Below are 14,137 nucleotides of genomic sequence, written 5' to 3'. Positions count from 1 at the left end.
TTAATTTACATAATATAATAGAAGTAATGAAGAAATTACAAAATATATCGCTTAAATAAGGAGGGATATGAATTATTCAGTGGTAATTTCATGGGAAAAGGAGATTATGTATGAAATCATTTCGTAAGTTATTACAGTATTTAAAACCATACATGTTCTTCGCTATTATTGGACCGCTATTTATGGTACTTGAGGTTGCGATGGACTTAATTCAACCGACTATTATGCAACATATCATTGATGTTGGGATTGCAAATCGGGATTTAAATTATGTAATAAAAATGGGGCTTCTTATGATAGGGGCAGCAGCACTCGGTTTAGTTGGAGGGCTTGGGTGTATGATGTATTCTACAAAAGCAGCTGTTAATTTCGCTACAGACATAAGAAAAGATGTGTTTGCGAAAATAGAAACATTTTCTAGTAATAATCGTGATTCATTTGGAACAGGTAAATTATTAACGATTGTGACGAATGATATCACTTCTATTCAATCGGCAATGACGATGACATTACGTGTTCTCGTTCGTGGCCCACTGTTATTTATCGGAAGTATAATTATTGTTTTTGTAACAGCGCGAGAGTTATTTCCAATATTACTTGTAGTTGTTCCAATTTTATTACTTGCAATTATTTTAATTGCAAGTAAAGCAAGTGGTACATTTAAAAAGGTGCAAGAGGCATTAGATAAAGTGAATACAAAGTTACAAGAAAATTTATCTGGTGTGCGTGTTATAAAAGCGTATGTAAGACAAAAATATGAAATCGCTCAATTTGGAAATGTAAATACAAATTTAACGAAGATAAATATTCGAGCCGTGCAACTTATTTCTTTAATGATGCCAATCATTATGCTAGTTGTAAGTGGCGGGATTGTTGCAACATTATGGATTGGTGGAGAAAAAGTATTCAGTGGAACACTTCAAGTAGGAGCGATTTTGGCATTTATTAATTACTTGAATATCATTTTAATGTCACTTATGTCGATTAGCATGGTATTTATTCAAATTGCGCGAGCTTTTCCATCTGCGGATCGTGTAAAGCAAGTGTTAAATACTGAAGTTGATATTATAAGCGAAGCGAATGCGATTGAACCTGAGAAAATCGAGGGGAATATAGAATTTAAAAATGTTAGTTATAGCTATACGAAAAATAATGAATATGTTTTAAAAGATATTTCGTTTAGCATACAAAAAGGTGAAAAAGTAGGGATTATTGGATCGACTGGAAGTGGTAAATCAACCTTAGCGAAACTGTTACCACGTCTATATGATGTGGATCAAGGTGAAATATGTATAGATGGAATAGATGTTAAAACATATGATTTGCAAAAACTCCGTGCTTCAATAGGCTTTGTACCTCAGAAGGCGTTGTTGTTCTCAGGTAGTATAGAAGAGAATTTACGTTATGGTAAAGAAGATGCAACACACGATGAGCTGGAAGTAGCAACTGCATCAGCTTGTGCGACTGAGTTTATCAATAAGCTGGAAGAATCTTATCAATATAATTTAACACAAGGTGCAACAAATCTATCAGGTGGACAAAAACAACGTGTATCAATTGCAAGAGCACTTGTGAGAAAACCACCGATTCTAATATTAGATGATTCTACATCAGCAGTTGATGCGAAATCAGAGGCTACTATTCAAACAGCTTTAAAAACAAAATATAAAGGCACAACGACTTTATTAATTGCGTCCAAAATTTCTTCCATAATGGATGCGGATAAAATACTTGTATTAGATAATGGTGAATTAGTTGGTAATGGTACACATGAACAATTGTTAGAACAAAGTGAGGTTTATCAGGAAATTTATCTTTCCCAAGGTGGTAATTTGTATAAAGAAGGTGGGGAAGAACATGCGTAATTTTCAAGGACAATTTGCTAATAAAGGTAGAAGAAACACGCCAAAGATGGGAAAAGCTAAAAATGCTCAAGGAACTGTAATGCGGATATGGAATTATATGGGCTATCAAAAAGCTGCTCTTATGTTTGTTATATTTCTAGTAGTTGTTACTACATTACTTGGATTATTAGGTCCATATTTTATGGGAGTCATTATAGATCAATATATTGTACCGAAAGATTTAAGTGGTACAGCAAGAATGTGTATGTTACTTATCGCGATTTATGGTGTAACGGTACTTTTAACATGGTTACAAACGTTTGTCATGATTAACGTTGCATTAAAAACAATTCAAAAAATACGACAAGATATTTTTGAGAAAATCCAAACGCTTTCTTTACGGTTCTTTGATGTACGTTCTCAAGGTGATTTAATGAGCCGTGTGACAAATGATATAGATAATTTGAACCAAGCTTTGACACAAAGTGTTGTACAAATTATTTCATCAGCGTTAACTTTTATAGGTGTAACGATTGCGATGTTCGCCTTAAATTGGATTTTAGCAATTGTAACTTTAATTACAGTACCTATTATGTTTTACGTTACAAAAAAACTAGTTGCATATAGTGGTAAAAACTTTGCGAAGCGTCAAAAAGATTTAGGTGAATTAAATGGATTTATTGAGGAAGCAATTACAGGTGCGGATGTTACAACGTTGTACGGAAAAGAAAAAGAAACTGTACAAAATTTCAATAAAATTAATGAACAGCTAAGAGTTTCAGCTACGAAGGCTGATACATTTTCAGCTTTTATTTTTCCAAGTATGAACTTTATTAATAACTTAGGTATGGGGCTTGTCATTGGGACTGGATCAGTTATGGTCTTAAACGGAATGACAACAGTAGGTGTTATTGCGGCTTTTATTAATTATTCTCGTCAATTCTCAAGACCGTTAAGTCAATTTGCGACTTTAATGAATACAATTCAAGCAGCAGTTGCTGGTGGAGAACGTGTTTTTGAGATTATGGATGAGGTACCAGAAATTCAAAATAAAAAAGACGCATTTGTTGTACAAAATTTACAAGGGCATGTTGTACTTGAGAATGTTTCATTTGGCTACGCAGAAAATAAAACGATTTTAAAAGAAGTAAGTCTTAAAGCGCAGCCAGGAGAGACAATTGCTTTAGTTGGTCCGACTGGATCAGGGAAAACAACAATCATTAATTTGTTAACTCGTTTTTACGATATACAGCAAGGACAAATTCATATTGATGGAAAAGATATAAAAGATTATGATATTAATTCTTTACGAAGTAAAATAGGAGTAGTTTTACAGGATACGTATTTATTTGCAGGCTCGATTATGGATAATATCCGTTATGGACGCTTAGATGCTAGTGATGAAGAAGTCATCACTGCAGCTAAGGCAGCATCTGCACATTCTTTTATTAAGCATTTTCCAAATCAATATGAAACAGAAATTGCTTCAGAAGGATCGAATTTAAGTCAAGGACAAAAACAACTTCTTGCGATTGCACGAGCAATTTTAGCAGATGCAGATATATTAATTCTCGACGAAGCGACATCTAATATTGACACAAGAACAGAATTACAAATACAAGCAGGACTAAATAATTTAATGAGAGGTCGCACAAGTTTTGTGATCGCTCATCGACTTAAAACAATTGAAAAGGCAGATCAAATCCTTGTTATAAAAGATGGAAATATTTTAGAAAGAGGGAATCATGAATCTCTCATGGAAGATAAAGGATTCTATTTTGATTTGTATACGAGTCAGTTTAAAATATAGTAAAAGCATTGATATGTTGCGGTTTCTCTTGAGAGGAGAAACCGCATTTTTTTATATTTGAAAATATTATTATTCTAATGGTCTTTCACTACATATTTTAACAGCATCCTCCTGCATTCCAGGCAAAACATGTGAATAGCGATTTAATGTTATGAACATATCTTTATGACTGAAGTGTTCTAGATGTATACCTTGTTTCAAAAGTAGCGGACCATGTGTATAACGTAAATCATAAAATCGAACTTTAAAAATTGGGATTTAAATAAAAAGAGCGCAGTATAGCGCTCTGAGACAAACTATATATTTAGAGAGAAATCAAGATAATATATGGATATTGTTTGAGAATGTTGTAGGTTTTAATTAAAAATAAAGCACACATATAAGTGTGCTTTTATGAACGCTTTAGATTTGTATGACTATATAGTCAACATACAATAAAATATGCTTGTTTAATATAAATGTGTGTCAAATCTATAAAAATATATTTTAGTGTGTATAAGGAACATTAAATGTTAGTTAGCCAAGTCTTTTGTTTTTATCCCGCTATTTGCCGGGCAGTAAGGCCCCCACCTCAAAATTCAGTGGAAGCAAAGAAGTTAGGTGAGGGCTGATTAAAGTTTCACTTTATTAACGAATTTGCGCAACTGTTAACGCTGCAGAACGAATATCTACTGTACCTATTACTTCAACGGGGACAATTTGAATTACATCACCAGGGTTTAAGTTAATTAGAATGACACCACTTGATACATCGACTTCACCAGTTCCGATAATATTAGAACGGACTGCGGTTCCGGATCCTGCAATAACATTAGTCGATGAATTTAATGTCAAGAAAAAGCGCGCTGCTTCCGGGGCTACCGGAACGTTATCAAGGCTAATTGTTAATGTATAGCTAATTTGATAAATACCAGCTATCTGAATTTTAATACCAGTTCCAGTACTAATTGTATCATTGATTACAGGGACAGTAATGTTAGGATTTGGGCCTGTACTAGGTAATAGTAGTGGTGTAAATAATGTTGCAAATTGAGGTGAAGTAGCATTGAAGGCAAAACCTAGGGCAGGTAGTGTACTAGGTGCTTGTGCTTCACAATTAAAATTAGCGAATTTACGAATTGATGAGCGCATATTTTCACTCCTTTCTTGTATTTAGATTGCGTGAGTATTAACTTCACGTTTTGGACAATCATAATACAATATATGAAAATTTATAGTAGATAGTGCACAAGCGTTACTATTACGGATAAAGCTATAAATAATATATGGAAAAAGCAGTTAGCTAAATTAGCTAACTGCTTAGTAGGTTCTCTAAGAGCAAATAGGAGAAGAATTATTGTGCCATATAAAAGGTCACTATAGATAAGTGCTCTTTTTGTGAGTGAGTATAAGTTCCTATCATTCTATCTAGTATATGCACTGTACTATATGTAGTTGCTACTAAAATTGATGTGAATTTTTAAAATTAGAGGTTTCTTTTAATGAAACCTCTAAAAAGATAAATCAAGTTACGTTATAGTAAATTCAATTGCAATAGGAGTGCCTCCATCTAGGACTGCTCCTCCTACAATAGTAGCAGCTGTAGTAGTCACACCAGTAATAGTATCACCTGTTTGAATAACACCATTAATATAAAGTGTTAAAAAGGCATAAGAAGCAGGGAATGTTGTTACAGCGCCAGTGTCATCAGTGAAGTCTGTGTTAGCAAAAGTTAAATCTGCTCCAGCAGCAGTTCCTGTTGCTGCTGTACTTACAAATCGTCTTCCAGCTATAAAAGGTTTAACGATAGGCATTTATATTCACCCCTTTTTGAGAATTAACTCAGACAAGTTTTTTGAAGGTTTTGTCCTGTATCGTATTCTATGCTGTGCTTCTACTAAGAGATACGGCTTGTATACTAGTAAATGAGTATAATTATTATGCGTTTTATAAGTTAGGTTCTTATCAGTAATTAAGTGATTAAGGTTGGATTTTGTATATGGTATGTTTAGGTTAAAAAAGAGCTCTTAATCAAATTATTATCTTAGTGTTGTAGGGAAACTGGCGGCCTCAGTGACAGATGGCAAAAATAATTTACGTGGTATTGTAATAAATTCAAGCGCAATTTGCTTTGGATAAATAAGTATTTGAGTTAAATCTAGAGCATGTATTAATAGTATCATGAAGCTTGTAAGAATTAAAAAACTACCCCAAAAGAAACTTTTTGAAGTGTTGCGGAAATCTTTTATTAAAGAAAAGAATGAAAAAAATGCGGTAACAATGAGAATTAAAAATTTATACTTATCAGCCATTGTGATCCTCCTAAAGAGCAGTAATTTATATTATACGGTATTTTTTCTCTATAATTATAAAAAGATTTTAAAATACCTATGTTGTAGACTTATTGTTTTCATTTTGCCTACAATCGTATAATACTAAAGCGAATAATGTTGAAGAACTTTATTAAGCTAGCGGCACACAACAAAATTAATATTATCTAGTGAGAAACATTCTAGTTTACTTCGTAGTCCCAATCCATAAATTGTGAAACTACGAAATAGATTATTAATAAAAACATTTTAAGATTATTATAATATTGATGTGATGTATACAGAAAAGAGGATAAAAAGCACCCAGAATGAGTTAATAGCTAGTGAATAACAATTGAAATAGCACTGAAAATCAATAAAACAGCCATAATGATGTTAAATAATTGATTATGTTTTAATAAAATTTTTTGGAACATGGAACCAAAAAGGCTCCAACTAAATGTACTCAGTAAACCAACTATACCTAGGAATAATGAGAAAAGTAGAAAAATTGAATATGAGTTGTAGTAAGGGAGTATAAAAGTAGAGACTACGGTGAGTCCAAATAATATTCCTTTTGGATTAACAAATTGAAGAAAAATACCCACTGTAAATAAGTTTTTATTATTTTTTTCATCGGGTTCTGTACTGCCTTTACTAGTGATTATTTTAAAGGCTAAATATAGCATATACGCGACACCTAAAATCTTTAAAGGCAATTCAATTATAGGTACAATATTAATTAATACAATATTAAAGAAACTACATAAAGAAGTGAGGATGAAAAAACCGAATGCTACTCCAAAGCAAAAGTTTATACTTCTCTTTAATCCGTGTTGATTTGCGTATGTCATAGCTAAGAAATTGTTAGGGCCAGGTGTGAAGCTGCTTATAAAAACAAATAACAAAAAAGAAAATATTGGCATTTAAAAACCCCCTAATTATTTTGTATGTTATAATGATCAAAAAGAACAATATAACGTGTGCTTTTTATTATACATAACGGACGTTATATTGTATACAATGTAGGAGTGTTTTTTATGGAAGAAATTCAACTTATTCTGGCAAAAAATTTAAAATCAATACGTGAAAAAGAAAAATTAAGTTTAGAAAAGGTCTCTCAATTAACAGGTGTAAGTAAAACGATGATTGGACAAATTGAAAGAGGAGATTCAAGCCCGACACTAACAACAATATGGAAAATTGCTAATGGTTTGAAAGTATCCTTTACCTCTTTAATTAATAATCCACAGCCTGATACGAAAGTGATTTTACGAAATGATGTTCAAGCATTGTCTGAAGACAATGGGAGATATAAAGTGTATCCCTCATTTCCTTTCCAAGATGATAGAAACTTCGAAATCTATACGGTTGAAATTGAAACAGAAGGGAATTTAAGTTCAGAAGCACATAAAGAGGGTACTGAGGAATTTATAACGGTATTTGAAGGGGAATTGAAAATTGATATAAATGATTGTCAATATACGTTAAATAATGGAGACTCAATTCGCTTTAAGGCGGATAGACCGCATACTTATACTAATTCAGGAAGAACATTAACTCGGTTAAGTATGACTATTTATTATCCAGCTTTATAAGCTGGCAATAATATAAAGAGTAAAAGTAAATGTGTATTGTTAAAACCATCTATAAGAGATGGTTTTATTTTTTTGAATAAAAAAAGACACTCAATTGAGTGTCAATATAGTATTGCTCTCGCGTATAGGATTGGAGATGTTTCTCAAATACATATTGAGATGGTCTGTAAAGGAGAAACAATCTTCATCTTTAATGTAACATCGACTTGGGGGAAGTGTAAATTGATAATATATATACGGAAAATTTAGTATAGATGTTTTCTACTATGGATATAGTATAATTTGTTTTTATTACTTAATCACTATAGTAACATTTACTAAGTGAGTATTTAGATTTTTTATTATAAAAAGAATGAATCATTTTTTAATCAATTCGTATAATTGTAAGAGAGGCACCTGTTGATCCGCCTCCAACTAAATTCACGACGGATAATATACCAAATAATTGTAGTGAAATTGTATTACCAGCATTTAAATTAGTAATTAAATTATTACTATAATTTGAAGTTGATAACGCGGGAGAAAAAATAGAGCCAGGAATTGGCGTAGAAGCGTTTAATAGTAGTCTTGTTCCAGCAAGTAGAGAGGTTGTCGTATTAACTTGATAGGTTAAATGATATCTTCCAGTTACAGGAATTGTAAATATATCGTTTGAGGCGTTAACTGTAAAATTACCGAGGCTTTGGTTATTAGAAAGAGGAATATTAGTGCCACCTAATATCACAGAGATGGGACCACCTAATGTATTATTAGCGAACATAGAGTTTGTTGTAACGATTAAACCAGTACTTCCGGTAGGCCCAGTACTTCCGGTAGGTCCAGTACTTCCGGTAGGCCCAGTACTTCCGGTAGGTCCAGTACTTCCGGTAGGTCCAGTACTTCCGGTAGGTCCAGTACTCCCGGTAGGCCCAGTAAGCCTGTAAGGGAAAATAATGTCAAGGGCCATTGACATTATTTCTTTTTTTCTAATTTCATTATTATCTTGAATATAAATCACCTCATCTTTTTAAATAAGAATGTTATAGATTTAGTAATTTTTAAATAGAATGATTTATTTATTATATTAATTAAAGCGGTTATAGCAACGGTAAAATGTTTAATATATGTAATAATTCTTTGGGAAGAAAAAGAGAATAGTTATAAAGTCATTCTTGAATAATAGGATCATAATGATGTGTATGAATTAAAAAACATGTGGAATGAGGTATTAAATTGAAACGCAATGACAATTTATCATTGAATAAGGGGATGATAGGGCCAGAAAATATTGGACCTACATTTCCGATTCTTCCACCAATTTATATTCCAACAGGAGAAACAGGTCCGACCGGAATAACGGGAGCAACCGGAGAAACGGGACCGACCGGAATAACGGGACCGACCGGAATAACGGGATCGACCGGAATAACGGGAGCAACCGGAATAACGGGACCGATCGGAATAACGGGAGCAACCGGAGAAACGGGACCGACCGGAATAACAGGTTCAACCGGAATAACGGGAGCAACCGGAGAAACGGGATCGACCGGAATAACGGGACCGATCGGAATAACGGGAGCAACCGGAGAAACGGGACCGATCGGAATAACGGGAGCAACCGGAGAAACGGGACCGACCGGAATAACAGGTTCAACGGGAGTAACGGGACTGACCGGAGTAACCGGGCTAACCGGAGAAACGGGACCAATCGGAATAACGGGACCGACCGGAGCAACAGGACCAACAGGACCAACAGGAGTAACCGGACCAACCGGAATAACGGGACCAACTGGAATAACAGGACCAACGGGAGTAACTGGAGCAACAGGTCCTACTGGGGGTATTGGCCCTATAACAACAACCAATTTGTTATATTACACTTTTGCAGATGGAGAGAAACTTATATATACAGATACTGACGGGATACCTCAATATGGTACAACAAATATTTTGTCTCCTAGTGAAGTTTCTTATATTAATTTGTTTGTTAACGGAATACTGCAGCCACAACCATTATATGAAGTGAGTACTGGTAAATTAACTTTATTGGATACGCAACCACCATCGCAAGGATCTTCAATTATATTACAATTTATCATTATTAATTAAAAGGACAGATCCTTAATGAAAAGGAATCTGTCCTTTTTGTTTCATATTTAAATAGTTAAAATTAAGTGAAGGTACATTCAATTTCTAGATGTTATAAATGGTTGAATGATAGGAAATTTACTTTCAATCCTTTTCATTGTGTATTGGAATAAAATATAGAATGAATTTTTCAATATATTATATGAGAGTTCTCTATGATACAAACGGCTTCATGTTTAAAAAGAGACCACAATTTTAGTAAAGAAATAATGTGAATTTATATGTAAAAAATGGCACCGTTAATTGTTGAGTATATTCAAATTAATATGTGTATTTGAACCTAAGAGATAAACGTGGAAAAATAAAATAAACTCTTAAGTTTAGGTATTTAATCTAAGCAGTCAATTATTAAAAACATATAATTAATATGTGAGTCATGAACATAATTAAATAGCGTTTGCAAGTTTAATTATATTTCATGTTTCCTATTTTAAGTCAATATATAACACATACTCTTTTACAACTTTATGATCCTTATAATAGGAAAAACTCAAATATAAAACAAGTAAGGAGGACATAAATGACAAGCAATAATTGTTTCGGTCATAACCACTGCAATAATCCGATTGTTTTCACTCCAGATTGCTGTAACAATCCACAGACAGTTCCAATTACTAGTGAGCAATTAGGTAGATTAATTACTTTACTAAACTCTTTAATAGCGGCTGTTGCAGCGTTTTTTGCAAATCCAAGTGATGCAAACAGATTAGCTTTACTCAATGTAGTGTAGTGCTATCCTAAGAGAGAAAACAAAAACTCATCTTAGCTTTGATACCTCCCACAATTACTTGTTATGTTTTAAAACACTTACAGATAGTTGGCTGTTTGAAATAAAGATGTATCCCTTATAGAGGGGATTCGTACTGTTTCGAACACATTTCAATCATTTATAACCAAGATGAATTAAAAATCTTTGTTATGTTTAAATTTTTTTAATAAAAAAGAATTTTTTATTCTCAATCTATCTCTGTTTCAATCAATTCTACATTATCAGATGCTGAATTTCCTGCAAGTTTTAATGCTTCTTGATAATACTTGTCTGAGCTTACACTTTTTGTTCTTTTATCGTAAACAGAATCCCAAGGAATACCTGTTGCTTGGGCGTGTCTTACAGGATCATATTTTTGCCCTTTTTTAAGCATCATATAAAGGATTTTAGCAATTTTCCCACACATATGACCAATTGCTGTTTTACCATTCATTTTACGCTCTACTAGACGATGATAATAGAAACTGAATACGGAGGGTTGGTTTTTCATCGCAATAATAATCATCGCCATTTGAAAGAGCACTCGACGTGCATCTCGAACACCACTAAAGGTCATTCTTGTACCCTTTACAGATGTTCCTGATTGTTTATTTTCTGCCGAGACACCAAGATATTTTTTAAACTCTTTATATGTATTAAAACGTTCAATATCACCAATGGCTCCAATAAGAGTACAAGCCCAATTATCGCTCATAAAAGGAAAAGAGAATAATAACTCTGTATAGGGATGAGGTTTAATACCTTTGCTTGCATTTCCATGGAGTAATTCTTGGATATGATTATCAATCCCTTTAATACTTTCTTCAATACGTAACGCTTCTTCAATTATCCAACTTTGTCTTCCAACTAAATGGGGGACATCAATTGTTATAGACTTTGCTGTAACTTTTGCTAGTGCCTCAGATGCCTTTGTAGCTATTCGCTTTGCTCCAGATTCAATCATTGTTTGTCGTAGTTCTTCCTGTGTAGCTAGCTTTAGATCTTTACTAGTTGGATACTTTAATACAAACTTCATCACAGAAGGTGTTCCTAGTTTCTTAAATGCTACTTTTAAGTCTGGATGCGTAACCATTAAAAGTTGCTGTACCTGATTTTTACGCCGCGTTAACTGAGTATTTAGTAACCATCTGTCGCGGGTTAACGAACGAAAAATAGATTGAGTCACAGAAGCTGGTTTAAGTAAATTAACCCCTTTCATGTAAGGGTGTAACGTTTTGTGCCACCCCATATAGGACATTACCCTTGCGTCTACCGCATCTGATTTTTCAGTAATTCCTAAATGTTTTTCTCGAAAGTCTTTTACTGCGGAATTTTCCACTAAATATACATCAAAATTTCCATTCAAAAGAACTTGTTGAAGCAAATAAGAGTAGTGACCACCTGTTGGTTCTAGTAAAACCAAGAAATCTGATCTATAAATTCCTAGTTGCTTTTCCATGTGTTCTAAGGCTTGTAAAAATTGAGTTATTCCAAGACTGTCTGCATTAAACTTCATTGTCTTTGATCGTTTCCATTCACGTCCCTTAGGATCTAAAAAGGATTGGAAAGGGATACAGCTAGCTACGTGAAAGGTAGAACCAATGTCAATTCCCACAAATAACTGATATATCATCCTTTTATTTTCTTTCTCTTTTTCCTTGGAATCTTCTATAAAACGAAAGGGTGCTACAGTTTTTTCACTCATACATAAATCCTCCTAGCGATATATAAATCTGACTGTCCAATTTTCCGTTAGAGCTTAATGCCCAATGTAGTATGTCAGGACTATAACGCCAGACTTTAAATTTCATATTAAGTAAAGAGGTCTAACCAGGAGCCAGCCCCAAATAATTAAAGAATTTCAACCGCTAATTTTATTAAATACTATATAAGTTTTCGAATTTCATTTGCATATAGTCTTTTAAATTTCTAAAAGACAAAATTCTTTATCTAGCGCTCTATTCCCTTCATAATTTACGAACTTTTTTATCTTTTTTGCTTGATTTGTTATAATGATTGTATGTGCAGTGACCTTTTAAGGTGTTTCCGACCATAACTGGATTGGGGCTAGCGTTATATTCCTAGACCTCTTATATGCAATTGGGGCACTCCGCTACTTATGGGTACAAGGCTCTGCACACCTTAAATAAAATCTTGTCTAGATTCAGAGTAAACGACTTATTTTCTTATAATAAGTTTAAAATATAGAAAAAAACTCCTTTTTGAAGGAGTTTTTTTCTATATACGCCAACGCTCCAAAACTTGTTTAAGAGTTACTGCTCGAAAGCGTACCCACATTGAGTAAAAAGATACACTGGCATTATTATTATATTTCAAATTTTATTGTATTGTCTAATAATTCCCTAACCACTATAGGCCATGCCCTCCCTCGAAAACAATTAGTCTTTAATATAAATTTCATTATCTAATAATCTTTCGCGTATAGTATGTAGCCCTTTCTTTTTAACTATTTTATTGTGAAAAGACTACGGAAATTTGTTTACTCAACTATTGAACTTACTAAATGAATTAGCACCTTCCCCAGAAGGGAATTTCTTAAAACAATTAATTCAAAGTATTATTAATTTACTACAGTCTCCTAACCCAAATCTAAGTCAATTACTTTCTTTATTACAACAATTCTACAGTGCTCTTGCACCATTTTTCTTTTCTTTAAAAATTGATCCGGCAAGTTTACAACTTTTATTAAACTTATTAACTCAATTAATTGGTGCAACTCCAGGAGGCGGCCCAACAGGTCCAGGAGGCGGAGCAACAGGAGCAACAGGAGCAACTGGTGCAACAGGAGCAACTGGTGCAACAGGAGCAACAGGAGCAACAGGTCCAACAGGAGCAGGAGCAACAGGAGCAACAGGCTTAACAGGAGCAACAGGCTTAACAGGAGCAACAGGTTTAACAGGAGCAACAGGCCCAACAGGAGCAACAGGCCCAACAGGAGCAACAGGCTTAACAGGAGCAACAGGCTAAACAGGAGCAACAGGTTTAACAGGAGCAACAGGCCCAACAGGAGCAACAGGCCCAACAGGAGCAACAGGCCCAACAGGAGCAACAGGCTTAACAGGAGCAACAGGTTTAACTGGAGCAACAGGTGCAACTGGTGGCGGAGCTATTATTCCATTTGCTTCAGGTACAACTCCATCTGCGTTAGTTAACGCGTTAATAGCTAATACAGGAACTCTTCTTGGATTTGGATTTAGTCAGCCTGGTGTAGCTTTAACTGGTGGAACAAGTATCACATTAGCATTAGGTATAGGTGATTATGCATTTGTAGCACCGCGCGCAGGAACTATTACGTCATTAGCAGGTTTCTTTAGTGCAACAGCTGCATTAGCTCCACTATCACCTGTTCAAGTGCAAATACAAATATTAACTGCACCTGCAGCAAGCAATACGTTTACAGTACAAGGCGCACCTCTATTATTAACACCAGCATTTGCCGCAATAGCGATTGGTTCTACAGCATCAGGAATCATAGCTGAAGCTATTCCAGTAGCGGCTGGGGATAAAATACTGTTATATGTTTCATTAACAGCAGCAAGTCCAATAGCTGCAGTTGCTGGATTTGTAAGTGCAGGTATTAATATCGTTTAATTTGTTACAACGTTTAGTAGGAAATTAAACAGAGGTTTGTATATAGTCCTTCCTAAATTTAGGAAGGACTATATTTTTTGGGGGAATAGGTAATAAATCAATTGAATAAT

10 protein-coding genes and 2 pseudogenes are annotated in these 14,137 nt (G+C 34.1%); 6 read left to right on the top strand and 6 right to left on the bottom strand.

The features are described 5' to 3' along the window. Positions 1 to 110: 110 nt before the first annotated feature. Both MHI28_RS04885 and MHI28_RS04880 read left to right on the top strand, forming a co-directional pair. A complete protein-coding gene (locus MHI28_RS04885) occupies positions 111 to 1,865 on the top strand; it encodes an ABC transporter ATP-binding protein (protein ID WP_000834778.1) in 1,755 nt (584 codons plus the stop codon). Next, on the top strand, positions 1,858 to 3,654 hold the full coding sequence (locus MHI28_RS04880; RefSeq protein ID WP_001243569.1) for an ABC transporter ATP-binding protein: 1,797 nt from the start codon (positions 1,858 to 1,860) through the stop codon (positions 3,652 to 3,654). Before MHI28_RS04885 ends, MHI28_RS04880 begins: the two co-directional genes overlap by 8 nt. A gap of 627 nt (positions 3,655 to 4,281) precedes the next feature. Here MHI28_RS04880 and exsF read toward each other — a convergent pair. The 4 genes from exsF to MHI28_RS04860 all read right to left on the bottom strand — a co-directional run bounded on the left by exsF (position 4,282) and on the right by MHI28_RS04860 (position 6,868). After that, entirely contained in the window at positions 4,282 to 4,785 is a 504-nt protein-coding gene (gene exsF, locus MHI28_RS04875; RefSeq protein WP_001257874.1) for an exosporium protein ExsF, read from the bottom strand. Positions 4,786 to 5,162: 377 nt separating this feature from the next. Then, positions 5,163 to 5,447, bottom strand: coding sequence for a DUF4183 domain-containing protein (locus MHI28_RS04870; protein ID WP_001123247.1), 285 nt, complete (start codon positions 5,445 to 5,447; stop codon positions 5,163 to 5,165). Between the two features lie 225 nt (positions 5,448 to 5,672). After that, positions 5,673 to 5,945, bottom strand: coding sequence for a hypothetical protein (locus MHI28_RS04865; RefSeq protein WP_000774122.1), 273 nt, complete (start codon positions 5,943 to 5,945; stop codon positions 5,673 to 5,675). Positions 5,946 to 6,283: 338 nt separating this feature from the next. Further along, positions 6,284 to 6,868, bottom strand: a complete 585-nt coding sequence (locus MHI28_RS04860) for a LysE family translocator (RefSeq protein ID WP_001121280.1) — start codon at positions 6,866 to 6,868, stop codon at positions 6,284 to 6,286. A 114-nt stretch (positions 6,869 to 6,982) separates the two neighbouring features. Between MHI28_RS04860 and MHI28_RS04855 the strand changes: the two genes are divergently transcribed. Next, positions 6,983 to 7,540, top strand: coding sequence for a helix-turn-helix domain-containing protein (locus MHI28_RS04855; RefSeq protein ID WP_000391292.1), 558 nt, complete (start codon positions 6,983 to 6,985; stop codon positions 7,538 to 7,540). A gap of 364 nt (positions 7,541 to 7,904) precedes the next feature. Here MHI28_RS04855 and MHI28_RS04850 read toward each other — a convergent pair whose 3' ends face one another. Then, on the bottom strand, positions 7,905 to 8,537 hold the full coding sequence (locus MHI28_RS04850; protein ID WP_340827661.1) for a BclA C-terminal domain-containing protein: 633 nt from the start codon (positions 8,535 to 8,537) through the stop codon (positions 7,905 to 7,907). 215 nt (positions 8,538 to 8,752) lie between these two features. Here MHI28_RS04850 and MHI28_RS04845 point away from each other — a divergent pair, with 215 nt between their 5' ends. Both MHI28_RS04845 and MHI28_RS04840 read left to right on the top strand, forming a co-directional pair. Further along, entirely contained in the window at positions 8,753 to 9,628 is an 876-nt protein-coding gene (locus MHI28_RS04845) for a DUF4183 domain-containing protein (RefSeq protein WP_340827660.1), read from the top strand. A gap of 559 nt (positions 9,629 to 10,187) precedes the next feature. Beyond that, a pseudogene (locus MHI28_RS04840) lies at positions 10,188 to 10,391 on the top strand (hypothetical protein); the annotation flags it as partial. A 232-nt stretch (positions 10,392 to 10,623) separates the two neighbouring features. Here the strand turns inward: MHI28_RS04840 and MHI28_RS04835 are convergent. Further along, positions 10,624 to 12,120, bottom strand: a complete 1,497-nt coding sequence (locus tag MHI28_RS04835; RefSeq protein WP_340827659.1) for an IS110 family transposase — start codon at positions 12,118 to 12,120, stop codon at positions 10,624 to 10,626. Positions 12,121 to 12,908: 788 nt separating this feature from the next. Here MHI28_RS04835 and MHI28_RS04830 point away from each other — a divergent pair. Next, a pseudogene (locus MHI28_RS04830) lies at positions 12,909 to 14,027 on the top strand (exosporium glycoprotein BclB-related protein); the annotation flags it as partial. Positions 14,028 to 14,137 lie beyond the last annotated feature (110 nt).

The organism is Bacillus sp. FSL K6-0268 (assembly GCF_038005425.1).
Taxonomy (GTDB): Bacteria; Bacillota; Bacilli; order Bacillales; family Bacillaceae_G; genus Bacillus_A; species Bacillus_A thuringiensis_S.
This window is presented reverse-complemented; position numbering and strand designations above follow the sequence as displayed.